20 protein-coding genes and 1 tRNA gene are annotated in these 25063 nt (G+C 73.4%); 12 read left to right on the forward strand and 9 right to left on the reverse strand.

The window, feature by feature from the left end; all coding sequences use genetic code 11:
- The first annotated feature begins 13 nt into the window (after positions 1-13).
- Positions 14-1297, forward strand: coding sequence for a glycosyltransferase (locus tag NF338_RS00350; RefSeq protein ID WP_264028965.1), 1284 nt, complete (start codon positions 14-16; stop codon positions 1295-1297).
- A gap of 4 nt (positions 1298-1301) precedes the next feature.
- Complete coding sequence (locus tag NF338_RS00355) at positions 1302-1751, forward strand: DUF6389 family protein (RefSeq protein WP_264028966.1); 450 nt, start codon at positions 1302-1304, stop codon at positions 1749-1751.
- 15 nt (positions 1752-1766) lie between these two features.
- Here the strand turns inward: NF338_RS00355 and NF338_RS00360 are convergent, their stop codons facing one another.
- The gene (locus tag NF338_RS00360) at positions 1767-2585 is read right to left on the reverse strand and encodes an alpha/beta hydrolase (protein WP_264028967.1); all 819 of its coding nucleotides are present in this window, start codon (positions 2583-2585) and stop codon (positions 1767-1769) included.
- Positions 2586-2675: 90 nt separating this feature from the next.
- On the opposite strand from NF338_RS00360, the gene NF338_RS00365 reads away from it, so the two are divergent.
- On the forward strand, positions 2676-5432 hold the full coding sequence (locus NF338_RS00365) for a helix-turn-helix transcriptional regulator (RefSeq protein ID WP_264028968.1): 2757 nt from the start codon (positions 2676-2678) through the stop codon (positions 5430-5432).
- A 142-nt stretch (positions 5433-5574) separates the two neighbouring features.
- Here NF338_RS00365 and NF338_RS00370 read toward each other — a convergent pair whose 3' ends face one another.
- A complete protein-coding gene (locus NF338_RS00370; protein ID WP_264028969.1) occupies positions 5575-8250 on the reverse strand; it encodes a polysaccharide lyase family 1 protein in 2676 nt (891 codons plus the stop codon).
- 455 nt (positions 8251-8705) lie between these two features.
- Positions 8706-8788, reverse strand: a tRNA-Leu gene (locus NF338_RS00375).
- 325 nt (positions 8789-9113) lie between these two features.
- Here NF338_RS00375 and NF338_RS00380 point away from each other — a divergent pair.
- The 7 genes from NF338_RS00380 (at position 9114) to pknB (ending at position 18629) form a co-directional block, all read left to right on the forward strand.
- On the forward strand, positions 9114-9821 hold the full coding sequence (locus NF338_RS00380; RefSeq protein ID WP_047230883.1) for an FhaA domain-containing protein: 708 nt from the start codon (positions 9114-9116) through the stop codon (positions 9819-9821).
- A gap of 10 nt (positions 9822-9831) precedes the next feature.
- Positions 9832-10335 (forward strand): FHA domain-containing protein, encoded by a 504-nt coding sequence (locus NF338_RS00385; protein WP_087470445.1) that lies wholly within the window; start codon positions 9832-9834, stop codon positions 10333-10335.
- A gap of 6 nt (positions 10336-10341) precedes the next feature.
- Positions 10342-11751, forward strand: a complete 1410-nt coding sequence (locus NF338_RS00390; RefSeq protein WP_264028970.1) for a Stp1/IreP family PP2C-type Ser/Thr phosphatase — start codon at positions 10342-10344, stop codon at positions 11749-11751.
- A complete protein-coding gene (locus tag NF338_RS00395) occupies positions 11751-13406 on the forward strand; it encodes an FtsW/RodA/SpoVE family cell cycle protein (protein WP_264028971.1) in 1656 nt (551 codons plus the stop codon). Before NF338_RS00390 ends, NF338_RS00395 begins: the two co-directional genes overlap by 1 nt.
- On the forward strand, positions 13403-14863 hold the full coding sequence (locus NF338_RS00400; RefSeq protein WP_264028972.1) for a peptidoglycan D,D-transpeptidase FtsI family protein: 1461 nt from the start codon (positions 13403-13405) through the stop codon (positions 14861-14863). Before NF338_RS00395 ends, NF338_RS00400 begins: the two co-directional genes overlap by 4 nt.
- Positions 14860-16461 carry a serine/threonine-protein kinase gene (locus NF338_RS00405; RefSeq protein WP_264028973.1) on the forward strand — a complete coding sequence of 534 codons (1602 nt, stop codon included), beginning with the start codon at positions 14860-14862 and terminating at the stop codon, positions 16459-16461. The genes NF338_RS00400 and NF338_RS00405 overlap by 4 nt, the downstream gene beginning before the upstream one ends.
- A 110-nt stretch (positions 16462-16571) precedes the next feature.
- Positions 16572-18629: a Stk1 family PASTA domain-containing Ser/Thr kinase gene (gene pknB, locus NF338_RS00410; RefSeq protein ID WP_264028974.1), complete on the forward strand. Its 2058-nt coding sequence runs from the start codon at positions 16572-16574 to the stop codon at positions 18627-18629.
- Between the two features lie 142 nt (positions 18630-18771).
- On the opposite strand, the gene NF338_RS00415 is transcribed toward pknB, so the two are convergent.
- From NF338_RS00415 to NF338_RS00430, 4 genes are read right to left on the reverse strand one after another with little or no spacing between them, the layout of a single operon-like run.
- Positions 18772-19431, reverse strand: a complete 660-nt coding sequence (locus NF338_RS00415; protein ID WP_264028975.1) for an aminodeoxychorismate/anthranilate synthase component II — start codon at positions 19429-19431, stop codon at positions 18772-18774.
- A complete protein-coding gene (locus NF338_RS00420; RefSeq protein ID WP_264028976.1) occupies positions 19428-19622 on the reverse strand; it encodes a hypothetical protein in 195 nt (64 codons plus the stop codon). The genes NF338_RS00415 and NF338_RS00420 overlap by 4 nt, the downstream gene beginning before the upstream one ends.
- The gene (locus NF338_RS00425; RefSeq protein ID WP_264028977.1) at positions 19622-20401 is read right to left on the reverse strand and encodes a class E sortase; all 780 of its coding nucleotides are present in this window, start codon (positions 20399-20401) and stop codon (positions 19622-19624) included. The genes NF338_RS00420 and NF338_RS00425 overlap by 1 nt, the downstream gene beginning before the upstream one ends.
- Positions 20398-21174, reverse strand: a complete 777-nt coding sequence (locus tag NF338_RS00430; protein ID WP_244286321.1) for a DUF881 domain-containing protein — start codon at positions 21172-21174, stop codon at positions 20398-20400. Before NF338_RS00430 ends, NF338_RS00425 begins: the two co-directional genes overlap by 4 nt.
- A 321-nt stretch (positions 21175-21495) precedes the next feature.
- On the opposite strand from NF338_RS00430, the gene NF338_RS00435 reads away from it, so the two are divergent.
- Positions 21496-21747 (forward strand): cell division protein CrgA, encoded by a 252-nt coding sequence (locus tag NF338_RS00435; protein WP_087470436.1) that lies wholly within the window; start codon positions 21496-21498, stop codon positions 21745-21747.
- 132 nt (positions 21748-21879) lie between these two features.
- On the opposite strand, the gene NF338_RS00440 is transcribed toward NF338_RS00435, so the two are convergent.
- Together NF338_RS00440 and NF338_RS00445 are read right to left on the reverse strand one after the other, a co-directional pair.
- The gene (locus tag NF338_RS00440) at positions 21880-22692 is read right to left on the reverse strand and encodes a rhomboid family intramembrane serine protease (RefSeq protein WP_318782928.1); all 813 of its coding nucleotides are present in this window, start codon (positions 22690-22692) and stop codon (positions 21880-21882) included.
- Between the two features lie 107 nt (positions 22693-22799).
- The gene (locus tag NF338_RS00445; RefSeq protein WP_264028979.1) at positions 22800-23339 is read right to left on the reverse strand and encodes a peptidylprolyl isomerase; all 540 of its coding nucleotides are present in this window, start codon (positions 23337-23339) and stop codon (positions 22800-22802) included.
- A 141-nt stretch (positions 23340-23480) separates the two neighbouring features.
- On the opposite strand from NF338_RS00445, the gene NF338_RS00450 reads away from it, so the two are divergent.
- Entirely contained in the window at positions 23481-24614 is a 1134-nt protein-coding gene (locus NF338_RS00450; RefSeq protein ID WP_264028980.1) for a hypothetical protein, read from the forward strand.
- The last annotated feature ends 449 nt before the right edge of the window (positions 24615-25063 follow it).

Raw genomic sequence — 25063 nt, forward strand, 5'->3', positions numbered from 1 at the left:
GGGGAGGTGGGCCATGCCTCGCACGTACCTCTTCGCCCTGACCGACGGCGGCGGGACGGTCCCGCCCGAGGTGGGGGCCGTGCGTCGGCTCGTGGCGCGCGGGCACAGGGTGCGCGTGCTGGCCGAGGACTCGATGGCGCCCGAGGTCCGCGCGACGGGCGCGACGCTCGTCCCGTGGCGCACGGCGCCGAACCGCCCCGACCGCGACCCGGCGCACGACCCTCTCCAGGACTGGGCGGCGCCGAGCCTGCTCGCGCAGGCGCGCGACATGGGGGACCACCTCATCGCCGGGCCGGCGACGGACTACGCGCGCGATCTCCTCGCGGCCGTCGACGACGAACGCCCCGACCTCGTCGTGACGTCCGTCTTCGCGTTCGGCGCGATGATCGCCGCGCAGTCGCGCGGGATCCCGTTCGACGTCCTGATCCCCAACGTCTACGCGCTGCCCACGCCCGGCCGCACGCCGTTCGGTGCGGGACTCAGACCCGCGCGCGGGCCGCTCGGGCGGCTGCGCGACCGCACGATCACCGGCCTCTCGACCCGCGTGTTCGACCGCTACACGCGCGACCGGCTCAACGCCCTGCGCGCCGACCTGGGCCTCGACCCGCTCGCGCGCTCCTGGGAGCAGATGAGCGCCGCGCGCCGCCAGCTCGTCATGACGAGCCCGGCGTTCGACCTCCCCGGCCCGCTCCCCGCGAACGCCCGGTACGTGGGACCCGTGCTCGACGACCCGGCGTGGGCCGACGACGTCCCGTGGGCCGCGCCGCCGGGCGACGACCCGCTCGTCCTCGTCGCGCTGTCGTCCACGTTCCAGGACCAGGCCGCGCTCCTGCGGCGGATCGTCGCGGCGCTCGCGACGCTGCCCGTGCGCGGCGTCGTCACGACCGGCCAGGGGCTCGCGCCCGACGCGGTGCCGGGCGCCGCGAACGTCGTCGTGGTGGCGTCCGCTCCCCACCACGCGGTGCTGCGCGACGCCGCGCTCGTCGTCACGCACGGCGGGCACGGCACGCTCCTCAAGGCGTTCGCGTCGGGCTGCCCCGTGGTCGTCCTGCCGCACGGGCGCGACCAGGGCGACAACGCCGTGCGCGTCACGCTGCGCGGCGCAGGCGTCGCACTCTCGCGGAAGGCGTCGGCGGAGAAGGTCGCGCGCGCCGTCCGCCAGGTGCTCGGCGACCCTGCGTACCGGCGCCGGGCCGCCGCGCTCGGCGACGCGGTCCGGCGCGACGCCGAGCACAGCACGCTCGTCGCCGAGCTCGAGCACCTCGCACCCGACGGCGACCCGCCGCCGCTACGGTGACCCGATGGACGCCGAGACCCACGCCCGTCGCCTGCGCGACCACCTCGATGCCGCGACGCCCGACGCGGTACGTCGCCTGCGCGCCGTCGTCGACGCGCTGCCCGTCGCCGCCGAGGAGATCGTCGTGACGGTGTTCCCCGACCAGGACGGCGAGGGCACGCTCGACGTCGTCGTCTCGCTCGACGGTCCCGACGCGTTCGTCCTCGACCAAGCGGTCGAGCCGTTCCGCACGCTCTTCGAGGTCGTGCACGGCGAGGACGGACCCGTCCCCGCCGTGCCGCTCGTGGCCCCCGGCCGAGCGGCGTACGACGCGCGCGACCTCGTCGTCGACACGGCCGCCGCATGGGTCGTCGAGGTGTGGGACGCCGCGGCGCGGGGGCGCTCGCGCGTCCCCGGCCGGGTCGAGGGCCACGACGGGCACGGGAAGCTCGTCCCGCTCGCCCTGGAGCCCTGACCCGTCGCGCGACCGTCAGTCGGCGGCGGGCCGCGCGTGGGCAAGCGCCCACTCGAGCGCGTGGTCGGCGATCTCCTCCCAGCCCTCCTGCGACGTCATGAGGTGGGCCTTGCCGGGGTAGGTCTCGTGCTCCGTCACCGTGCCCTCGCCGTGGTACTTCCCGGCGTTGGACCGCTGCACCGACGGCGGCATGATGTGGTCCTCCTCGCCCGAGAGGAAGAGCAGCGGCGCGCGGCCGGCGTTGGCGTAGTCGACCCAGATGTCCTGCGGCCCGGGCTGGAAGTTGGCCAGGACGCTGTTCCACAGGATGCCGCCGGACGCGGGGATCGCGTACCGCTCGTAGACGCGGCGCGCCTGCTCGGGCGTGAACCCGACGTTCGTGAACGCGTACTGGAACTGCTCGAACGTGAGCGGCACGGCCTTGTGGCGGTTGGCGGGCGAGCGCAGCACCGGGAACGTCGAGCGGACCTGGGAGAGCGGGATGGTCCGCACACCCTCGGTCGGCGCCGAGTTGAGCGCGACGCCCGCCGCGCCGAGACCGTGGTCGAGCAGCACCTGGGTGAACGCGCCGCCCGCCGAGTGGCCGATGATGATCGGCGGCGTCTCGACCTCCTTGACGACCGCCTCGAGGTGCTCGACGACGGACTGCGCGGTGAGGCTCACGAGCGGGGACGGGTCCGCGTTGAGCGACTCGACCTCGACCTCCAGGCCGGGGTACGCCGGGGTGAGGACGCGGTACCCCTGCGCCTCGTAGCGGCTCTTCCAGTCCTCCCAGCTGCGGGGGGTCATCCAGAAGCCGTGGACCAGGACGATGGTGTCGGGAGAGGTGGTCATGCCCACGACGCTACGAACGGGCGCGTGCCGGGCGCATCGGTCACGTGACTGCTGTGGACGCCGGGCACCTCGCGACGGGATCATGCTCGGGTGCGGGAGCTCGTCGGGAGGGCGGCGGAACGTCGGGCGTTGCACGACGCCCTGACCTCGGCGCGCGCGGGTGGCGTCCGCGTCGTGCTGCACGGCGAACCAGGGATCGGCAAGACCTCCCTCCTCGACGACCTCGTCGCCACCGCACGGACCGAGGGGGTGCTCGCGCTGCGGTGCGTCGGCGTGCCGTCCGAGACGCACGTCGCCTACGCCGCGCTGCACCAGCTGCTCCAGCCCCTCCTCGCCGGGCCCGCGCCCGACGCCCGCACCGCGCTCGTGCGGCGCGCCGTCGGTGCCGTCGCCACGCGCGACGACCCGACCGGTCCCGCGCCCGAGCCCGTCGCCGTCGCGCTCGCCACCCTGGACCTGCTGCGCGAGCGGGCCGCGGCGACCCCGCTGCTCCTCGGCGTCGAGGACGTCCAGTGGCTCGACGCGTCGAGCGCGGTCGTGCTCGCCTTCGTCGCCCGCCGGATCGACGACGACCCGGTGCTGCTCGTCTGCTCGAGCCGCGAGCCCCTGCACCCGCCGCTCGACGACGTCCCGTTCCTCCCCGTGGACCTCGCGCCGCTCGACGAGGACGCCGCCGCGGTGCTCGCACGCCGCGCCGCCCCCGACCTCCACCCCGTGCTGCGCGACCGGCTCCTGCGGGAGGCGCAGGGCAACCCGCTCGCCCTCGTGGAGCTCGCGGGCGCGTGGCGACGCCTGCCCGACGGCGCCCTCGTCACCTCGCCAGTGCCCGTCACCGCACGGGTCGAGGCGGCGTTCGCCGCGCGGATCGACGACCTGCCCGCCGACTGCCGTGCCCTGCTCCTGCTCGCAGCCCTCCACCCGGGCGACGGACAGACGGGCGAGCTGGTCGCCGCGGCCCGCGCGCTCGGGCACGACGTCGGGGACACGCTCGCCCTCGCGCCCGCCGTCGACGCCGGCCTCGTGGTCGTCGAGCCGCGCGCGGTCTCGTTCCGCCACCCGCTCGTCCGCTCCGCCGTCCACAGCCGGGCCGGGGTGGCCGCGCGACGCGACGCGCACTCCGCCCTGGCCGGGGTGACGACCGACCCCGACCGTGCGGCCTGGCACCGCGCCGGGGCCGCGACCGCTCCCGACGAGTCGGTCGCCGGGGCGCTCGAGACGAGCGCCGACCGGGCGCGGCGGCGCGGCGCCGTCCTCGAGTCGGTCGCGACGCTCGAGCTCGCCGCCGCGCACAGCCCCGACCCCGCCGTCCGCGGGCGGCGCCTGGTGCGCGCCGCCTTCCACGCCTCCGACGTCGGGCACGACGACGCGCTCGCCCGGCTGCTCGACGAGGCGGACCTCCTCCCGCTGGCGGAGTCCGACCGCGCCCGGGCGACCTGGCTGCGGTACCGGCCGCAGGACGCCGTCGGCGACTTCGAGCGGATGTCGCGGCTCGTCGAGGTGCTGCGCGAGCTCCACGCTGCCGGCCAGGCCGAGGCCGCGCTCGACTCGCTCGCCCCGGCGGCGGACATCGCGTTCTGGCGCGGCGTCGAGCCGCGGTGCCGCGACCTGTTCTGCGGTGCCGTCGAGCGCCTCGCGTCCGCCCCCGACCCCCGTCTGCTCGCGGCGCTCGCGCTCACCGCGCCGGTGTCACGCTCGCAGACCGTCCGTCTCGGCGTCGCCGCGCTGGGCGCCGGGTCGCTCACGGACGCCGAGGCGCTCGCGCTCGCCGGCCGCGCCTCCTCCGTCGTCGGCGACGTCGTCGGCGGCACCGCGCTGCTCGGCCGCGCGATCGCGCCGCTGCACGCCCAGGGGCGCCTCGGCCTGCTCACGGCCAGCCTCGTGACGTACGCGTGGAACTGCTGGCACCTCGGCCGGTGGACCGAGGCCGCCGCCGCGGCCGTGGAGGTCCGCGACGTCGGGCGCGCCCGCGAGCGCCCGCTGGTCTCCGTCGTGCTCGTCGAAGTGCTACTCCACGCCGTCCGGGGGGAGGGCGAGGAGGCGCTGCGCGGCTGGGAGGGCACGCGTGACGCCGTCAGCGCCACAGGGTCGCCGACGCTCGCGGCGGTCGCGACCTGCGCCCGTGCGACGGCCCTGCTCGTGCTCGACCGGGTCGAGGAGGCGTACGAGGCGTTGCGGCCCGGCTTCGAGGACGTCGACCACGACCGGCGCCCGGAGTCGGTCGCGAGCCTGCACCACGGCCTCCTGCCCCTGTACGCCGACGCCGCCCGACGTGCGGGCCGGGAGGCGGCCGCCCGCGCCGCCGTCGAGCCGCTGCGCGCCACGCTGCGACGACACGGGTCGCCGCTGCTCGCCGCCTCGATCTCCTACGCCGACGCCGTGCTCGCCCCGGAGGACGACGCCGAGCCGCTCCTGCGCGCCGCCGGTGACGAGCTCGCGGGCTGGCCGTTCCTGCGGGCCCGGGCGCGGCTCGCGCACGGCCGCTGGCTGCGACGGCAGCGCCGCGTCGCCGAGTCGCGCACCGTCCTGCGGGTCGCGCGCGACGGCTTCGACGCGCTCGGCGCCCGACCGTGGGCGCAGGCGGCACGCCAGGAGCTGCGGGCCGCGGGGGAGTCGGTGGCCGGGTCGACCGCGTCGTCGCTCGCGCTCCTCACCGCCCAGGAGCGCGAGATCGTCGCCCTCGCGGCCCAGGGACTCACCAACCGCGAGATCGGCAACCGGCTCTACCTGTCACCCCGGACGGTCGGGTCGCACCTGTACCACGTGTTCCCCAAGCTCGGCGTCGCGTCGCGGTCGGAGCTCGCCCGCGCTCTGGACGACGGGAAACCCGACGGGGTCGGAGCCGGGTGACCCCGGTCCCGGCACCCTCGACTGCGCACCGCACGGGAGGACGGCCCCGCCGCGGACGGCGCGGCGGGGCCGTCGTCGAGCCCGGGCGGGACCAGGTGGTCCCGCCCGGGGTCGTGCACGGGTCTCCCGGAGGAGGGTCGGGCTACCCGGCGTAGGTCTCGAGCTCGGCGACGCGGGGCGTGCCCGACGCGCCCGTGATCTCGAGGTTGATCTTCTTGAGCGACGTCGCGGTGAACGTGATCGTCCCCGCACCGCTGCCCGTCTTGAGGACGGCGCCCGTGTCGTTGTTCACGAGGCGCCACGTCCCGATGCTGCCGCCGCCCGCGGCCTCCTTGACGACGACCCGGCCCACGGTCGTCGCGGTGCCCCACTTGACGGAGACGGTCCCCGTCGAGCCGCTGGGCGACCACCAGGTCGCGGTGCTGCCGTCGATCGCGTTGCCGTAGCTCGTCCCGCTGGCCTTGCTCGAGCCGTCCGCGCCGGCGCCGATGCTGAGGTTGGTGCCCGACGGCGGGCCGGTCGGGTCGGTCGGGTCCGTGGGGTCGGTCGGGTTCGTCGGCTCGCCGCCGAAGGTGACCCGGAGCGAGCCGTCCGCCGCGAACGACCAGCCGAGCTCGCCGTCGTAGGCGGAGCACGCCGACCCGTTCGAGCCGGACCAGAACGAGTTGCCGCCCGCGTCCGTGCCGACGGTCTTGTCGTTCGCGCCGGAGTCGCACGAGACGTTGCCGCTGAACCGGTGGGTCCCGGCGTCGAAGCTGAAGTTGCGCTCCGCGTTCCCGACCGCGACGTTGCCGCTGACGGTGATGGAGCCCGGGTTCGAGTTGTCCGTGAACCCGTGCTTGCCGTTGTCCACGGCGAAGGAGTTCCGCACGACGTGGTCGACCTTGATGTCCTCGCCACCGAGCTTGTACCCGTTGCGGTCGCCGTTGCCGGCCTGGCCACCGTCGGAGAGCGTGCCGTTCTCGTAGGCGAGCGAGTTCTCGATCGTCACGGGCCCGATCGGTCCGGTGTCGGACTTGGTGTACAGGTCCCAGCCGTCGTCGATGTTGTTGTGGGAGACGGTGTGCCGGAACACGTTGCCCGGACCGGACGTGAGCTTGGCGGCGAAGCCGTCCGCGTCCTCGCCGTCCGAGTCCGCGTTGTCGTGCGACTCGCTGCTGAGGATCAGGTTGTTCGACGGCCACTCGCTCGCCGGGGCGCCTGCCACGAGACGGGAGAGCTGGAGACCGGTGTCGTGGTTGTAGCGGGTCACGACGCGCTCGATGACGTTGTTGCTGCCGCCGAGCAGGATGCCGTTGTCGCCCGCGTGCTCGACCACGATGCCGTAGACGTGCCACCAGTCGCCGCCGATCGCGAGGCCGCGGTTCGCCGGGTCCTCGGCCTGCGCCGAGAAGTTCAGCACGGGGCGCTCCCCGGGGTACGCCGACAGCAGGGTGCGGTCGCCCGACGTGCCGTCGTTGCCCGGCTCGATCGTGACGGTCGACGACAAGTTGTACGTGCCACCGCGCAGGAAGATCTCGCCGCCCGAGGCGACGCGCTCGATCGCGACGGGGAGCGTCGTCGGCGCCGACAGCGTGCCGGCCGCGCTCGCGGTGCCGTTCGGCGCGACGTAGATCGTCTCGGCGCCCGGCTCCGGCGGGTCCGTCGGGTCGACGGGACCCGGGTCCGTCGGGTCGGTGGGGTCGGTGGGGTCGGGGTCCGGCGTCTGCGGCGTGCACGAGCCGTCCGAGACCTTGAGGCCCTTGTTCGCGCCCGCGGTCTGGTTCACGAGGTTCGGCACGCAGCTCGCGCCGTCGAGCGTGTAGGCGTAGGGGATGCTGACCGACGTCGTGGAGGTCAGGTTCGGGCCGGCGGGCTGGATGTCACCGCTCGGGCTGGACCACGTGACGTTGTCGAGGACGTTCCCCGCGACCTGCCAGGTGCCCTTCTGATCCGTGTAGAAGGTGCCGAGGACGTCCTTGGAGTCCTCGAAGTAGTTGTTCTCGACCTTCGCCCTCGCCCCGGCCCGGGAGTTGATCCCGGACTCGTTGAGGTGCACGTAGTGGTTGTTGTAGATGTGGGCGATCCCGCCGCGCAGCAGCGGCGTGCGCGAGTCGAGGTTCTCGTACTTGTTGTGGTGGAACGTGACGAACCCGTTGGACGTGTCGCTCTCGCTCGAGCCGATGAGGCCGCCGCGCCCGGAGTTGCGCAGGATGCTGTAGGACAGCGTCACGTACTGGACGCCGGCCTTCATGTCGAAGAGGCCGTCGTAGCCCTCGGACTCCCCGCCCGACGCCTCGAGCGTCACGTGGTCCACCCACACGTTGCGGACGCCGCTCTCCATGCCGATCGCGTCGCCGCCGTTCGACGTGGGCGAGCCGGACTTCTTGACGTTCTTCACGGTGACGTTCTGGATGATGATGTTGCTGGCCTCACGGAGGTGGATGCCCAGCTGGTCGAACGTCGCACCGTTGCCGACGCCGACGATCGTCACGTTGCTGACCTGCTTGAGCTCGATCACGCCGGCCGCGGTGTTGCAGCTGTCGCCCGACACCTTCGCGGTGTTGCCGTGGTTGATGGTGCCCTCGACCTCGATCGTGATCGGGGTGTCGTCGGCGGCCCTGTTGCACAGGGCCGCGTGGATCTGGGTGCCGGTCGTGGCGCGGACGGTCTGGCCGCCGGCGCCGCCGGTCGTGCCGCCGTTCTGGGTGGCATAGCCGGTCGGGCTGCCGGCCACGGCCGCGCTCGCGGTCGTGGTCAGGGCCGTCACGCCCATCGTGGCCGCCAGGGCCGTCGCGGCGGTGGCCGCGAGCAGTCGTCGTGCGACGGGTCGTCTCATCGTGGTGCCTCACCTTTCGTCATCGAACCGGGGGCAGTGCGTGGTGACTCGCGGTGGCCAGGTCCGCGCTCGCGTCGGTCGACGCGACGACCTCGTCCTGGTGCACGGGCGCCGGGTCGTGCGCCCTGCGCGGCCCCCGACGACGACGTCGGGCTGGCCCGCCTCGACAAGCTCGTCGAGACCCGCGGAGGAGGTGGAGATCTGGGTAACCGGTTTCCCGATCGTAGGATACCGGTTTCCCATTGCGCAAGCCGGGTGTTCTTGACTCCCGCTTGACCGCCGCACCGTCGTGACCACCGCACGGTGACGGCGGGGAGCGCCGCACTCCCGTCGCGGGGAGATCGACCGGCCACGGGGAGGTCGATGGCCGCCGGGACGCAAAAAGTCCCGGCCAGGATCACCTGACCGGGACTTTCCGAAGGTCTTCCGACTGAGAAGTCGAAACCCTCGTCACGTGCGCGAGGGGGGACTTGAACCCCCACGCCCTTTCGGACACTGGCACCTGAAGCCAGCGCGTCTGCCATTCCGCCACTCGCGCGTGCCGCAGAAGACTAGCACGATGCACGACGGCGCCCGGAACCGCGCGGCAGGACGTGACGGCCGCCACGTGCCGGTCGTCCTGCACCGACGAGGCGCCCCGCCGACCGCGCGCCCGACGTTCACACGCTCCGCCCCGAACGCTCCACATCCGTCCGGAGATCGTGCGACGAATCGGGCCTCCGTCGCAGACGTGATCGATACGATCTAGGTAGTCTGCCCGGGACGCAGGTGTGCACCAGGGGCTGCCGGGAGAACGTCCGGGAGGCGCAGACGAGGACCGCGGCACGAGCCGCAGCACGAGCGAGCACGAGGGAGGAGGTGGCATGGGAGTCCTGGACCGCTTCGAGAAGGGCGTCGAGCGCGTGGTGAACAACGCGTTCGCCAAGGTCGGGCGCAGCGAGGTCAAGCCCGTCGAGCTCGCGAGCGCGCTGCGGCGCGAGGTCGACGACCGCGCCGCCGTCGTGGACCGCGAGCGCACCGTCGTGCCCAACGAGTTCACCATCGAGCTGTCGGTGGACGACTTCGGCCAGGTCGAGGGGTGGGGCGCGGAGACGCTCGCCGACGAGCTGGCGTCGAACGTCACGCAGTACGCGGCGTCGCAGCACTACGCGTTCGTCGGCCCGGTGAGCGTGAGCTTCGAGCAGAACGACACGCTCGACGTCGGCCGCTTCCAGCTCCGCTCGGCCAGCGTGCGCGGCAACGTGGCCCCCGCGACGTCCGCCTCCCCGAGCACCCGGCACCCGCTCGTCGACATCGACGGGCAGCGCTACCTGCTCACGGGCCCGGTCACGGTCATCGGCCGCGGCTCGGAGGCCGACATCGTCGTCGACGACCCGGGGGTCTCGCGCCGCCACCTGGAGATCCGCGTGACGCCGGAGGGGGTCATCGCGACGGACCTCGGCTCGACCAACGGCCTGTTCGTCGAGGGTCACCAGGTGCCGGCCGCGACGCTGCTCGACGGCAACTCCCTGACGATCGGCCGTACCCGCATCATGTTCTGGACCGGCGCGTCCGACAACGAGGAGTGGTGATCCGGCCCGCATGACCGACCTCACGTTCACCCTGCTGCGGCTGGGCTACCTGGTGCTGCTCTGGGTGTTCGTGCTCTCCGCGATCGGGGTGCTGCGTCGGGACCTGTACGGCACCAAGATCACGCCGCGCCGGGGCCGCAAGGGCACCGCGCAGGCCGCGCGCCCGACGTCGGGCCCCACCCCTGCCGCGGCACCGGAGCCCGCGCGCCCCGCCGCGCCCGCGGGACCGTCCCGGCTCGTCGTCACCGCCGGCCCGCTGACCGGCACGACGATCCCCCTCACGACGTCGTCGATCCTCATCGGCCGCGCGCCGAGCTGCACGCTCGTGCTCGACGACGACTACTCCTCGTCGCGCCACGCGCGCATCTTCCCGCAGCACGGGTCCTGGTTCGTCGAGGACCTCGGCTCCACCAACGGCACCTACGTCGAGGACCAGCGCATCAGCCAGGTGACGCCGCTGGGTCCGGGCACGCGGGTGCGGATCGGTCAGTCCGTCGTCGAGCTGCAGAGGTAGCCCGCAGTGAACATCGCCCTGCGCTACGCCGCGCGCTCCGACGTCGGGCTCGTGCGCTCGAACAACCAGGACTCCGGCTACGCCGGGCCGCACCTGCTCGTCGTCGCCGACGGCATGGGCGGGCACGCCGGTGGAGACGTCGCGTCGTCGATCGCCATCGCCGCCCTCGCGCCGCTCGACGGCGAGTCGCACGGCCCGGACGACGCGCTCGCCGAGCTCGAGCGCTCGATCGACCACGCGCGCCAGGACCTCGTGGACCGCAGCGTGACCGACCCCGAGCTGGTCGGCATGGGCACGACCGTCACCGCGATCCTGCGCGCGGGCAACAAGCTCGCGATGGCGCACCTCGGCGACTCGCGCGCGTACCTGCTGCGCGACGGCGAGCTCACCCAGGTCACGACCGACCACACGTTCGTCCAGCACCTCGTGGACACGGGCCGCATCTCGCCCGACGAGGCGGAGACCCACCCGCAGCGCAACGTCGTCATGCGCGTGCTCGGCGACTTCGACATCGACCTCACGCCGGACATGTCGGTGCGGGAGGCGAAGCCGGGCGACCGTTGGCTCCTGTGCTCCGACGGCCTGTCGGGCTTCGTCAGCCCCGAGACCATCGGCCAGACGCTCGCGGACACCCCTGACGTCGACGAGTGCGCCGACCACCTGCTGCAGCTCGCGCTGCGCGCCGGGAGCACGGACAACGTGACCGTCGTCGTGGCGGACATCGTCGACGTCGACGCTCTTCCCGACGGCGCGGCGCCCGGCACCGGGGCGCAGATCGTCGGGTCCGCGGCGATCGACCGCGACGCTCCGACGTCGGCCGCGGACGGCCCGGCCGCGCGGGCGGCGGCGCTCATGGCCAGCGCGAACGCCCCCGCCGCCACCGAGGATCCCGCCGCGGACGGAGCGGCCGACCCCGCGGAGGGCGAGGCACCGGGGGAGACCCCGGGTGACGGCGACGACCTGCGGCCCGGCCGTGCGCCGCGCCGCTGGATCACCGTCGTCGCGATCCTCCTCGTCGTCGCGGGCCTGGGCGTGGCCGGCTGGGCGGGCTACCGGTGGACGCAGACGCAGTACTACGTCGGGGTCGCCGACGGCCAGGTCGCCGTGTTCCGGGGCATCCCGGAGAACGCGGGCCCGGTGACGCTGTCGACCCCGATCGAGCTCACGGGGACGCGCGTCGCGGACCTGCCGGGCTACGTGGTCGACCGCCTGGAGACCACGATCCCCGCGGAGTCGCTCGAGGACGCCCGCGCGCGGGCCGAGCGACTCGTCGCCGAGGCCGCTGAGGAGTCCACCGACGCGCCCGCGACCGGCGACACCACGGAGGCGCCCACCGAGGGTGCCGCCGAGACCCCGGAGGCCGGGGCGCCCGACGTGACCCCGGCACCCACCGACGGCGCCGGCTCGGGGGCCTGATGGCCACGGTGGAGACCACCGAGGTGCGCCCCGGCCGGGGCGCGGAGCTCGGTCTGCTCGTCCTCGCGCTCGCGCTGGGCATCGGGGCGTACGCGCTCGTGGGCCTGCAGCTCACGGGCGAGCTCCCGGGCCGCTTCTACGTGTACAGCATCGGCACCGTGGTGCTCGCGGGAGCCGCGCACCTGCTGCTGCGCTTCAAGGCGCCGTACGCGGACCCGGTGATCCTGCCGATCGCCGTCGCGCTCAACGGCATCGGCCTCGCGATGATCTTCCGCCTCGACCTCGGCTCGCAGGTCACGGGCGGCACCCAGGACCTCGCGCCGCGCCAGCTCCAGTGGACCGCGCTCGGCATCCTCTGCGCGTTCGCGGTGATCTGGTTCCTGCGCGACCACCGGACCCTGCGCCGCTACACCTACACCGCGATGATCGCGGGCATCGTGCTCGTCGCGCTGCCGCTCGTCCCGGGCCTGGGCACGCGCATCAACGGCGCGCAGATCTGGATCAACGTCTTCGGCTTCTCGCTCCAGCCCGCGGAGTTCGCGAAGATCGCGTTCGCGATCTTCTTCGCCGGCTACCTCGTGACGAACCGCGACACGCTCGCGCTCGCCGGGCCCAAGGTGCTCGGGCTCCAGCTCCCGCGCCTGCGCGACCTCGGGCCGATCATCATCGTCTGGCTCGTCTCGCTCGCGATCCTCGTGTTCGAGCGCGACCTCGGCACGTCGCTCCTCTTCTTCGGCCTGTTCGTCGCGATGCTGTACATCGCGACCGAGCGCGTGAGCTGGGTCGTCATCGGTCTGATCCTCATCGCCGTCGGCGCGGTGCTCGCGGCGTCGACGTTCGGCCACGTGCAGGCGCGCGTCGACGTGTGGCTCCACCCGTTCGACGCCGAGATCTTCGGCCGCAGCCCCGGTGGCTCGGGCCAGCTCGTGGGCGGTCTGTTCTCCCTCGGCAACGGGGGCCTGTTCGGCACCGGCTGGGGCGCCGGCTACCCCCGCACGGTCCCGTACGCGTTCTCCGACTTCATCTACGCCTCGCTCGGCGAGGAGCTCGGGCTCACCGGCCTCATCGGCATCCTGCTCGCCTACCTCATCCTCGTGGAGCGCGGCCTGCGCACCGCGATCGGCGTCCGCGACGGGTTCGGCAAGCTGCTCGCGGGCGGCCTCGCGTTCGTGATGGCGTGGCAGCTCTTCGTCGTCGTCGGCGGGATCACGCGGATCATCCCGCTCACGGGCCTCACCATGCCGTTCGTCGCGCAGGGCGGGTCGTCGCTCCTCGCGAACTGGCTGGTCGTGGGCCTGCTGCTGCGCATCTCCGACGACGCGCGCCGGCCCTCGTCCCTGCCCGTACGCGGGCAGGTCGCGCCCGGCGGGGCGCGCACGCGCCCCGACTCCGATCCGGTCGAGGTCGTGGGCAGCGGGGCTCCCGCCGTCGGCGCACGGCCCGACGACGCGCCCACCACGGTCGGCGCGCCCGCCGCAGGCTCCCTGACGGGACCCGTCACGGGTCCGACGCGCGCGACGACGGGCGTGCAGCCCGCCGTCGGGCAGACCGGCGAGGTCCCCGGCCACCCCGACGAGCTCCGCACGGAGGTCGTGCGGCGTCCCGGCCCCGACACGACCAGCCCGGAGACCGACCCCTGGGGAGGAGCCCGGTGAACGTCCCCCTGCGTCGCGTCGCGACGGTCGTCCTCGTCATGTTCCTCGCGCTCATGGTGTCGACCACGTACATCCAGTTCGTCCAGGCGGACTCGCTCAACAACGACTCGCGCAACGCCCGCACGATCTACCGCGAGTACAACAAGTTCCGCGGCCCGATCGTGGTCGCAGGCGACGCCATCGCCTCATCGACCCCGGTGGACGACGCGTTCGGCTTCCAGCGGCAGTACTCGAACGGCCCGCTGTACGCCCCGGTCTCCGGGTTCCTCTCGCTCACCAACGGGCGCACGGAGATCGAGGACAAGGAGAACGACTACCTCAACGGCGAGGCGAGCTCGCTGTGGCTCGACCGCCTGAGCGCCCTGTTCACCGGCAAGCAGCCCCAGGGGGCGTCCGTCGAGCTGACGATCAACCCGGCGGCGCAGCAGGCCGCCTGGGACGCCCTGGGCGACCAGCGCGGTGCGGTCGTCGCGATCGAGCCCAAGACCGGGCGGGTCCTCGCCCTCGTGTCGAAGCCGAGCTACGACCCCAACGAGCTCGCGACGCACGACACCGCGGCCGCGCGCGACCGCTACCAGGAGCTCCTCAACGCCGACGGCAACCCGATGTCCAACCGGGCGATCCGCGGCAACACGTACCCGCCGGGCTCGACGTTCAAGATCGTCACCTCGGCCGCCGCGATCGAGAGCGGGCAGTACACGTCCGAGAGCGTCATCCCGGCCCCCGACGTCTTCCAGTTCCCGCAGTCCACGGCGACGATGCAGAACTTCGGTGGGTCCCGCTGCTCCCCGACGGGCGAGATGACGCTCGCGGACGCGCTGCGCATCTCCTGCAACACGGCGTTCGCCGAGCTCGGCGTGACGCTCGGTGACGACGTGCTGCGCGACCAGGCCGAGGACTTCGGCTTCGACCAGTCGCTCGAGATCCCGATGGACGTCACCGCGAGCCACTTCCCGACCGACGAGGAGGCGGACCCGGGCGCCACGGCCAACGCCGCGATCGGGCAGGGCGACGTGCGCGTCACCCCGCTGCAGATGGCGATGGTCGCCGCCGCGATCGCGAACGACGGCGTGCAGATGGCCCCGTACACGGTCGAGACCATCCGCAACCCCGACCTCGACGTCGTGCGCCAGTCCGAGCCGCGCCGCCTGCGCACCTCCGTGTCACCCTCGACCGCCGAGCAGCTCACCCAGATGATGCTCGGCGTCGTGCAGAACGGCTCCGGCAAGGCGGCGCAGATCCCGGGCGTGCAGGTGGCGGGCAAGACCGGCACCGCCGAGACGGGCGGCGAGGCGGCACCGCACGCGTGGTTCACGAGCTTCGCGCCCGCGGACGACCCGCAGGTCGCGGTCGCGGTCATCGTCGAGAACGGCGGCTCGATGGGCAACGAGGCGACGGGCGGCGCGATCGCCGCGCCGATCGCCCGCGCGGTCATGGAGGCGGTGTTGAACGGATGAAGCCCGTGAGGGGGCTGACGCTCGGCAACCGCTACCGCCTGGTGCGGCGCATCGCCGTCGGCGGCATGGGCGAGGTGTGGGTCGCGGCGGACGACGCGCTCGGGCGCGAGGTGGCCGTCAAGGTCCTGCGGACCGAGTACGCAGGCAACGAGGACTTCCTCAACCGGCTGCGGACCGAGGCCCGCAACAGCGCCGCGCTCTCGCACCCCAACATCGCCCAGATGTACGACTACGGCGAGACGAACGGCTCCGGGTACCTCGTCATGGAGCTCGTCGTGGGCGAACCCATGGCGGACCTGCTGGAGCGCGAGCCCGTCCTCCCGCCCGCGCGGCTCCTGCCGATCCTCGCCCAGACGGCGCGCGCCCTCCACGCGGCCCACCTGTCCGGCGTCGTGCACCGCGACGTCAAGCCGGGCAACATCCTCATCGACCGCTCCGGGACCGTGAAGATCACCGACTTCGGCGTCTCGCTCGCGGCCAACCAGGTCCCGATGACCGCGACCGGCATGGTCATGGGCACCGCCCAGTACCTGTCGCCCGAGCAGGCGGTCGGGCAGGCCGCCACGGGGGCGTCGGACATCTACGCGCTCGGCATCGTGGCGTACGAGTCGATCCTCGGGAACCGGCCGTTCACCGGGTCCACCCCCGTCGACATCGCGGTCGCGCACGTCAACGAGCCGGTGCCGCCGCTCCCGTCGTCGGTCGACCCGGAGCTCTCCGAGCTCGTCATGGTCATGCTCGCCAAGGACCCGCTGGCGAGGCCGCACCCGGCCGACGCGCTCGCACGGGTCTTCGAGGAGATCCAGGCGCGCCTCGCGGCCGACCCCTGGTCCGCCCGCGCCGGCGCGACCGCCAACACCCGGCGCGCCCGTCGCGCGCGCGCGACGGCGGACGACGCCCCTCCGGCGCCCGAGCCCGACCCCGCTCCCGTCATCACGCCGCTCGTCATCCCGGCCGCCGTGCGCGACCCGCACCCGGTCGACCCCGCGACGCCCTGGGTCGCCCCGGGGGCCCGCCCGGGCGCCCACGCCGCCGAACCTGCGGGTGGTCACGCCGCCGAGAGCGACGCCGAGCCCGTCGGTCGGACGACCGCTCCGCCGTCCGACACACCTCCCGCCCCCGGGCCCGCTCTGCCGTGGGAGCGACCTGTCCCCGCCGCGGCGGACGAGGACCCGAACGGCCCCCGTGCCTACCCGCCGCGCCGTGAGATGCACGGCGGCACCCGCTCGTCCCGACGCCCGCAGCCGGCGCGCGGCGGCGCGCGGCCGGGCGCCGGCACCGCCGGGAGCACCCCGTCGGCGGCACCGGCCACGCGGGCCGAGGCCCGACGCCAGTCGCAGGCCGCTCCGTCGCGGTCCTCCTCCGGCCGCCGCACGTCCACGACGACGGGGCGACGCCTCGGCGGGCTGCCGAACGGCCTCACGTGGCCCCTGGTGGCCCTGCTGGGGCTGCTCCTCGTGCTGGTCGTCGCGACGATCGCGTCCCTGGGGGACCGGGACGGGGGCGACGCCGACGCGTCGACCGCGGGCGTCGTCGAGACGGTGCCCGACGACGCCGCGCCGGGCTCACCGGCTCCCTCCGGACGGGTGACATCGTGACGACATCGTTGTGTTCCCGGCTTTCCCGGACGCCCTCCAGTGGGATGATTGCGCCAGATGTGCCGCGCGCGGACGCGCCCGCGGCTCCGACGACACCGAAGGACGAATGAGTGGTGGACAACGCTCCCCGAGTGCTTGCCGGGCGCTACCAGGTCGGTGAGCTCATCGGCCGTGGTGGCATGGCCGAGGTGCACATCGGGCACGACAACCGCCTCGGTCGCACCGTCGCGATCAAGATCCTGCGGTCCGACCTCGCCCGCGACCCCACGTTCCTCGCGCGCTTCCGCCGCGAGGCGCAGGCGGCGGCGTCCCTCAACCACCCGGCCATCGTCGCGGTGTACGACACGGGCGAGGACGTCCACGCGGACGCCACCGGCAACTCGGTGCACGTCCCGTTCATCGTCATGGAGTACGTCGAGGGCCACACCGTCCGCGACATCCTCCGCGACGGCCAGGCCGTCCCCATCGACGAGGCGGTCGAGATCACGGCGGGCGTGCTCGCGGCACTCGAGTACTCCCACCACGCCGGCATCGTGCACCGCGACATCAAGCCCGCGAACGTCATGATCACGCCCACGGGCGCCGTCAAGGTCATGGACTTCGGCATCGCCCGCGCGATGGCGGACTCGGCCGCGACGATGACGCAGACCCAGGCCGTCATCGGCACCGCGCAGTACCTCTCGCCGGAGCAGGCGCGCGGCGAGACGGTCGACGCGCGCTCCGACCTGTACTCCACCGGCTGCCTGCTCTACGAGCTGCTCACCGGTCGGCCGCCGTTCATCGGCGACTCGCCCGTCGCCGTCGCGTACCAGCATGTGCGCGAGGCACCGGCGACGCCGAGCGCGGTCGCGCCGGACGTGCCCGAGGTGCTCGACCGCATCACGCTCAAGGCGCTCGCCAAGGACCGGACGGCCCGCTACTCGAACGCCGCGGAGTTCCGCGCCGACCTGGAGAACGCCGTGCGCGGCGGGGCGATCACGGCCCCCTCGCTCGGCGTCGCCGCCGCGGCGGCCGGCCTGGGTGCCGCTGCCGCGGCCGCCGACCTCCAGCCGACGATGGTCGAGTCCGCCACGCAGGTCATGGCCCCCGCGGCCGCCGCCCCGAACCCGTGGGCGACGAGCGTGGCTCCGGCCGTCCCGCCCGGGTCCGAGGTCCCGGGGGAGGACGAGGAGGAGCCCAAGAGCCGCAAGGGCCTCATGTGGACCCTCATCGCGATCGGCGTGCTCGCCCTCGCGGCGATCATCACGATGCTCGTCATCAACAGCCAGGGCGAGGAGGAGCCGACGACGGGCACGGTCCCGACGCTCTCGGCACCCATCACGCCCGCGGAGGCCGAGAAGGCGATCACCGACGCCGGCTTCGAGTACGCGCAGGCCATCGACCAGGAGTCGACCGAGCCTGCCGACACGTTCACGAAGACGGATCCGGCGGGCGGCACCACCCAGGAGCTCGGATCGACGGTCACGGCCTTCTTCTCACAGGGACCCGACGCCGTCACGCTCCAGGACCTCAAGGGGAAGACCCAGGAGGAGGCGCGGCAGTACCTCACCGATGCGGGCCTCAACGTCGGCGACGTCGCCACGGAGGACTCCCCGGACGTCGCGAAGGGGTCCGTCACGAGGACCGATCCGGGAGCGGGCCAGTCCGTGCCCGCCGGGTCGACGGTGAACCTGTTCGTGTCGAGCGGGCTCGTCGCCCTGCCCGACGTCACCGGTCAGCAGTTCGACGCCGCGAAGTCGACGATCGAGGCCCTCGGCCTCGGGGTCGACCGGAGCGACGAGGAGTCCGACGAGGCCGAGAACCAGGTCCTCTCGCAGCAGCCCAACGCCGGGAGCGTCCCGCAGGGCTCGCGCGTGACCCTCAAGGTCGCGATCCCGCGTGCCGCAGAGACGACGACCGTCCCGTCCAACCTCGTCGGGATGACCGAGGCCCAGGCGACGGACGCGCTCGGTGGTGCGGAGCTCAACGTGGGTACCCGACAGACCCAGGAGTCCGACCAGTGGCCTGCCGGCACGGTCATCGGCTCCGACCCGCGTGGTGGTTCCGAGGTCCCCGTCGGCACCCAGGTCTCGCTCATCGTCTCGACCGGCCCCGGCCCGTCGACCGGGGGTGACAACGGTGGTGGCCCCGGCGGCGGAGGTGGCGGCGGCGGGAACAACGACGGCTGAGCCGTCACCCGGCACCCCCTGACGAACGGGCCCTCACCTCGCGAGGTGGGGGCCCGTCGTCGTCCAGCGGGAGCGGTGTTCAGGCGTGGTGGTCGGCACGGCAGCCGTCCGTGCGCCCGGGAGGCGCCGCCGGTCGATCCGGCTACTGCCTGACGAGCGGCGCCATGCCCGTCGAGCGCTCGACGGCGTCGGCGAGCCCGCAGGCCTCGAGCCAGTTCGCGAGCAGGCGGTGGCCGCCCTCCGTGAGGACGGACTCGGGGTGGAACTGGACGCCGTGCAGGGGCAGGTCGCGGTGCTGGAGGCCCATGATGACGCCGCCGGAGGTCGAGGCGGTCACCTCGAGCTCGGCGGGCACGGTGTCGCTCACGACGGCGAGCGAGTGGTAGCGCGTCGCGGTGAACGGGGCGGGCAGCCCGGCCAGGACACCCTCGCCCTCGTGCTCGACGAGGCTCGTCTTGCCGTGCATGAGCTCGGGCGCGTGCGTGACCGTCGCGCCGTACACCTCGGCCAGCGCCTGGTGGCCGAGGCACACCCCGAGCATCGGGGTGCGCGAGGTCGCGCACGCGCGGATGACCTGCTCGCTCTGGCCGGCCTCCTTGGGCGTCCCGGGCCCGGGGGAGACGAGGACGCCGTCGAACACGGTGCCGTCGGCGTCGTGGAACCGCCCCTCGGCGTCAGGCTCGGGCACCGCGTCGTTGCGCACGACGACCGTCTCGGCGCCGAGCTGGTCGAGGTAGCCGACGATCGTGTAGACGAACGAGTCGTAGTTGTCCACGACGAGGATGCGGGTCTGGTGGGTCATCGCGGGGCCTCCACGGACGCTGCGCCGGTGGCGTCGGTCTGGATGTTGGGGTCGTTGAACGGCATGTACTCGGACACGATCGGGAACAGCCACTCGAAGCACGCGAGCACGACGGCGGCCGCGAGGACGAGCAGGATCAGCACCCGGACCCACGCGGGCCCGGGCAGCACGCGCCACAGCGCCCCGTACATCACGCGCTCCCTTCCGCGGCCGGAGCCGTCTGACCGACCAGGTCGGGCGGGGTGCCGTCCTCGACGGGCATCCAGTAGTCCAGCTTCGCGTTGACGATGAACCGCGCCACGAGCGAGTTCAGCCCGATCGGGTGGCACGTCGTCAGGGTGAGGTACCGCTCGGTCGGTTCGACGCCGGGCTGCCACGGGACGGGCGCCACGGCCTCGACCTGGTCGGGCTTCACGGCCTGCATGTGGTCCACGCGGTACACGTACCAGACGCCGCCGGCCTCCACGACGATCGGGTCACCGATCTCGAGCTCCTCCACGTCGTGGAAGATCTTGCCGTACGTCTGCCGGTGCCCGGCCAGCGAGAAGTTTCCGACGTCACCCGGCATGACGGTCTCCGGGTAGTGCCCGGCCTGGCCCTGGTCGAGGATCGAGCGCTTGTCCGTCCCCTCGGCGATCGGCATCATCTTGCCGTCCCAGCGCGGCACGTAGAGCGTGCCCCACACCTCGCCCAGCGCGGGCGGCGCCATGACCGGCGGCTCGTCCCGGCGCACGGCCGTCGCGACGTCCGCGGCGTCCGGCGTGGGCGCGTCCATCTCCTCAAGGACGTGCGCCTGCACGCGGTCCGCCTGCACGTCCGTCCACCAGAGCTGCCACACCACGTACAGCCCCAGCAGGATCCCGAGCGTGATGAGCAGCTCCCCGACGACGCCGACGACCGTCGAGACGGCGCCGCGGCCGGAACCGCGCCGCCCGGCGTGCCGCACCGGAGGGGGGGCCGTGGCCGTCACGACGCCACCGCGTCGGAGGGTCGGGCGTAGCGGAGCTCGAGCGCGCCCTGGTAGCCGGGGAGCTCGAGGTCGGTCCTGTCCTCGACGGACCAGCCCAGGTTCACGGCGTCGACGTACTCCTGGTACACCTGCACGCCTGGCGAACGCTCCAGGGCGTCGCGCAGCGCGTCCGGGTCACCCACGGCCTCCACGACGTACGGCGGCGAGTACACGCGCCCGTGCAGCAGGAGGATGTTGCCCGCGCAGCGGAACGCCGACGTCGCGGTGACGCGCTGGCCCTGCAGCGTCATCGCCTCCGCCCCGCCGGCCCACAGCGCGTTGACGACGGACTGGATGTCCTGCTGGTGCACGACGAGGTCGTCCGGGCGGATCTGCGGCGGGTAGTTGCCCTCCGGGGGCGCGTCGTCGAGCGAGACGGACAGTCCCGTGCCGCTGACCGCCGCGGTGCCGGCCGCGACCGCGGTGCGCGAGGCGAGGTCGGGGTCGACGCCGGCCGGGGCGTCTCCGGTCTGCGACAGTCCCGCGATCTCCGCCGTGAGCGCGTCGACCTGGGCCGACAGGTCCGCCACGCGGTCCGACTCGCGGTCGACGAGCTGCGCGAGGTTCTCGGGGTGACGCGAGTCGTCGCCCCGCGCGAGGCGCGCGTTCGCCGTGAACATCACGCCGGCGAGGGCGAGGACGAGCGCGACCGTGACGGCCGACCGCACCCGGCGCGAGCGCGGGGGTGCTGCGGGCTCGTCCGGCGTCGCGGAGGCGGGGCCGGTGCTGCTCACGCGACCGTCTCCTTCCTGGGCGGACGAGGGCGTCGACCGTCTCTCCGACGTGTCTCTGCCGTGCGTCTGTCGTGTCGTCGTCGCCGCGACAGGGCCGTTGCCCGCGCGCGGTGTCCGTGCCTATTGTGTGCGCCCACTACGCTAGTCGACGAACGTCGTCCACGATCGTGACGGACCCGTGCTCCTACGGAGCCTCGCGGCGCGTCGACGACCTTCGCCCGAGCCATGCACGGTTCCTGCACGACGACGGCAGGCGTCCGCTCCCGCGGTGCGTCCCGACGCCGTCGGCAGCGGACCCCACCAGGACAGGAGCCCACCCTCGTGCCCGAGTCGAAGTCGCGCAAGAAGCCCAAGCCGCAGCGCCCGCCGAGCGTGCCCAAGCCCGAGTCGGGCAACCCACGCTGGCTCGTGCCCACGATGCTCGGGCTGATGCTCCTCGGGCTGGCGTGGATCGTGCTGTTCTACCTCAGCGGGCCCAAGCAGCTCCCGATCCCGCCGCTGGGCGCCTGGAACCTCGGCGTCGGCTTCGCGTTCATCATCGCGGGCTTCGCGCTCACCACACGCTGGAAGTAGCGGCCCGACGGCGGCCGCGCGCCTCGTGCGCGCGGCGCTCGGGTCGACGTGTGCCGGTTCGGGGAATGACACCGGCGTAGTTCCACACCTGTGAGTAACCCTGGGGATAACTCTCCACGGGCCGCCCGGGGGTCACCCGACGAGGTGACCGAGCTGGTCCGCCGAGGCGTACGTCAGCCATGCCGCCACGACGAGCCCCACGGCGACGACCGCCGTCGCGCCCACGGACACCAGGGTGCGGCGTTCCTTCGGTGCGTACGCGTACGCGGCCCCGAGGACGAGGCCGACGACGAGCCCGCCGAGGTGCGCCTGCCACGCGATGCCGGTGAAGAAGAGCCCGATCGCGAAGTTGATGCCGATGAGCACGACGATCTGCATCGCGTTCCGGCCCGTCCTGCGCAGCACCAGCAGGATCGCGCCGAAGAGCCCGAACACGGCGCCCGAGGCACCGACGACAGGCTGGTACCACCCCTCCGACGTCGGGCCGCCGGCCAGGACGAGGTAGCCGACCGACCCGCCGACAGCCGACAGCAGGTAGAGCGCGACGAAACGCCAACGACCCAGCATCTGCTCGAGGAACGGCCCCGTCACCCACAGCGCGTACATGTTGAAGAGGATGTGGACAGGGCTCGTCGAGTGCAGGAACGCCGACGTGAGGAAGCGGTACGGCTCGGCCTCGCCGATGACCGGGGCGAACCACCAGAGGCGGGTCCACTCGCCCCCGGTGACGAGCTGGAGGATCCAGCTCACGACGCACAGGCCGATGATCGTGAACGTCACGACCGGCGGGCCGCCGCGCACCGTGCCGCCGAGCGCGGTGCGCTGGGTCGGCGTCTGGCGGGCCGCCTCGCGCACGCAGTCGTCGCACTGCACGCCGACGGCCGCCGGGCGCTGGCACTCGGGGCACGCGGGGCGGCCGCAGCGCTGGCAGCGCACGTACGACACCCGGTCCGGGTGCCGCGGGCACACGGGCGGGACGGCGGGACCGTCGTGCGGTCCGGCCGTCCCGTACGAGGGCGGGCCGGGAGGCCCGGGAGGTGTGGTCGAGATGGTCAGTCCTCGATGGTGACCGACGTGATGACGATGTCCTCCTGCGGGCGGTCGCCCGGGCGGGTCGGCGTCGTGTTGATCGCGTCGACCACCGCGCGGGACGCGTCGTCCGCGACCTCGCCGAAGATCGTGTGCTTGCCGTTGAGCCAGGTGGTGGGGACCGTCGAGATGAAGAACTGCGACCCGTTGGTGCCCTCGACCTCGCCCGTGACCGGGTTGCGGCGCAGGCCCGCGTTCGCCATCGCCAGGAGGTAGGGACGGTCGAACTGCAGCTCGGGGTGGATCTCGTCGTTGAACGTGTAGCCGGGGCCGCCCGTCCCGGTGCCCAGCGGGCAGCCGCCCTGGATCATGAAGTCCTGGATCACGCGGTGGAAGATCAGGCCGTCGTAGAAGGGCTCGGTGCGCTCTGCGCCGGTGCGGGGGTCGGACCACGTCGTGGTGCCCTGCGCGAGCCCGACGAAGTTCGCCACCGTCTTCGGGGCGTGGTTCGGCAGGAGCTCGATCCGGATGTCACCTGCGGTCGTGTGGAGGGTTGCGAACATGGGCACCATCCTCCCACGAGACCCGCGCGCGACCCGTCGGACGCGATGTCTCGCGGGGCGGGCACGGTGGTGGCAGAGTGGTCGGAAACGCCCATCGCATCCGCCCTTCGTCCCGTCGGACGACGACCCCGGGGAGCACGCATGACCCGTTCTCGCTCAGCGAGCGACTCCGTCAAGGACACGCTCGAGTCGATCGACACCGAGAAGCTCAAGGACCAGGCCGCGCAGGCCGCCGTGACCGCGCAGAACGCCGCGAGCCAGCTCGCCGACCAGGCCAAGGACGCGGCGGTGCAGGCCAAGGAGTGGGGGACGCCCAAGGTCGAGGCGTTCCTCGAGTGGCTCCAGCCGCGCGTCGAGAAGGCGTGGCAGGACAGCATCCAGGCCGCCGCGCCGCGCGTCGAGAAGGCCGCGGGCAAGGCCGCACCCGCCATCGACACGGCGCACGACAAGCTCGTCGACGACGTGCTGCCGAAGATCGTCGCGAGCTTCAACGCCGCTGCCGCCAGCGCCGCCGACTCCGCCCAGCGCGCGGCGGACAACGCGGCCGAGGCGACCGCCGCCGCGTCCGCGGCCACGGCGGCCGCGACCGGCAAGAAGGCGCGCAAGCTCGCCAAGGAGGCGCAGAAGGCTGCCACGGAGGCCGCGAAGCAGGCCCAGAAGGCCGCGGGCAAGGCGGGCAAGAAGGCCGCGAAGCACGCGGACAAGGCGGCCGAGAAGGCGGCGGCCAAGCTCGCCGCCGCGGCGGACAAGGCAGCGGCGAAGGCCGCGGAGGCCGACGCCTCGAAGGGCAAGGGCCGCACCCTCTGGTGGATCGCCGGCGGCGTCACCGCCGCAGGCGTCGGCTACGTCCTCTACCGCCGTGCCCAGCCCACGACCGACCCCTGGGCCGAGCCGTGGGAGCAGGAGGAGCAGCAGGTCCACTTCGACGACGTCGTCGGCGGCGCACGGCACGCCGTCGGGGACGCCGCCGAGTCGCTGGGCGAGGCCGCGGGCGTCGCCGTCGCGAAGGGCCGCGAGGCGACCGACAAGCTCGCCGAGCGTGCCGCCGAGGTGCGTGACGACGTCAGCGACCGCGTCAGCGACGCCGTCTCCGACGCCAAGGACGCGGCCAAGAAGGCCACCAGCCGCGCCCGCAGCACCACCCGCAGCGCAGCGTCGACCGCCAAGGACGCCGCCGCGGACGCGAAGGACGACCTCGGCGACGCCGGCAAGAAGGCCCGCGAGGCGGCGGAGGACGCCGCGGGGGCCGCGGCCGACAAGGCTGACGACGCCTAAGGACAGCGTCGAGGACGCCGCCAATACTGGGCTCCAGTTGTCGACAACTCCGAGCACGAAGGGTCCGCACCGGACGGTGTGGACCCTTCGCCGCGCTGGGGCCCGACGTTCTCCGTTCGATCGTCACTGCCGATCCGCGCGCACGGCGTTGCCGATTTGCGACGACGTCCCCGCCGATCGGCCGGAACCACCACTCGACAACGAGGCAATCAGAGGCGGCGCCACATTTCGCATCGTCGAGAGGCCGTCGCGTCGCCGAACGGGAGAGTAGATGTTCTCGACTCCTGCTCGGAGGCGGCGCGGCGACAACGATGGCACCCTCGGCCATGGAAAGACACGGTCATCAGCAGTGAGTCGACCTGGCAGTAGTCCCGAGGCGGCCTCGCACGCTCGTGGACCGACAGCTCCGGTCCATCGGTCAGCGCTTCGATGATCTGCTCGTCGAGAGT

It is taken from the genome of Cellulosimicrobium sp. SH8 (assembly GCF_025818875.1).
Lineage (GTDB): Bacteria > Actinomycetota > Actinomycetes > Actinomycetales > Cellulomonadaceae > Cellulosimicrobium > Cellulosimicrobium cellulans_D.

Coding starts and splice junctions, on each gene's coding strand:
- NF338_RS00420 (WP_264028976.1), bottom strand. CDS start 19,622: ATGTACGGGGCGCTGTGGCGCGTGCTGCCCGGGCCCGCGTGGGTCCGG.
- NF338_RS00350 (WP_264028965.1), top strand. CDS start 14: ATGCCTCGCACGTACCTCTTCGCCCTGACCGACGGCGGCGGGACGGTC.
- NF338_RS00395 (WP_264028971.1), top strand. CDS start 11,751: ATGGCCACGGTGGAGACCACCGAGGTGCGCCCCGGCCGGGGCGCGGAG.
- NF338_RS00370 (WP_264028969.1), bottom strand. CDS start 8,250: ATGAGACGACCCGTCGCACGACGACTGCTCGCGGCCACCGCCGCGACG.
- NF338_RS00405 (WP_264028973.1), top strand. CDS start 14,860: ATGAAGCCCGTGAGGGGGCTGACGCTCGGCAACCGCTACCGCCTGGTG.
- NF338_RS00385 (WP_087470445.1), top strand. CDS start 9,832: ATGACCGACCTCACGTTCACCCTGCTGCGGCTGGGCTACCTGGTGCTG.
- NF338_RS00380 (WP_047230883.1), top strand. CDS start 9,114: ATGGGAGTCCTGGACCGCTTCGAGAAGGGCGTCGAGCGCGTGGTGAAC.
- NF338_RS00415 (WP_264028975.1), bottom strand. CDS start 19,431: ATGACCCACCAGACCCGCATCCTCGTCGTGGACAACTACGACTCGTTC.
- NF338_RS00355 (WP_264028966.1), top strand. CDS start 1,302: ATGGACGCCGAGACCCACGCCCGTCGCCTGCGCGACCACCTCGATGCC.
- NF338_RS00450 (WP_264028980.1), top strand. CDS start 23,481: ATGACCCGTTCTCGCTCAGCGAGCGACTCCGTCAAGGACACGCTCGAG.
- NF338_RS00360 (WP_264028967.1), bottom strand. CDS start 2,585: ATGACCACCTCTCCCGACACCATCGTCCTGGTCCACGGCTTCTGGATG.
- NF338_RS00445 (WP_264028979.1), bottom strand. CDS start 23,339: ATGTTCGCAACCCTCCACACGACCGCAGGTGACATCCGGATCGAGCTC.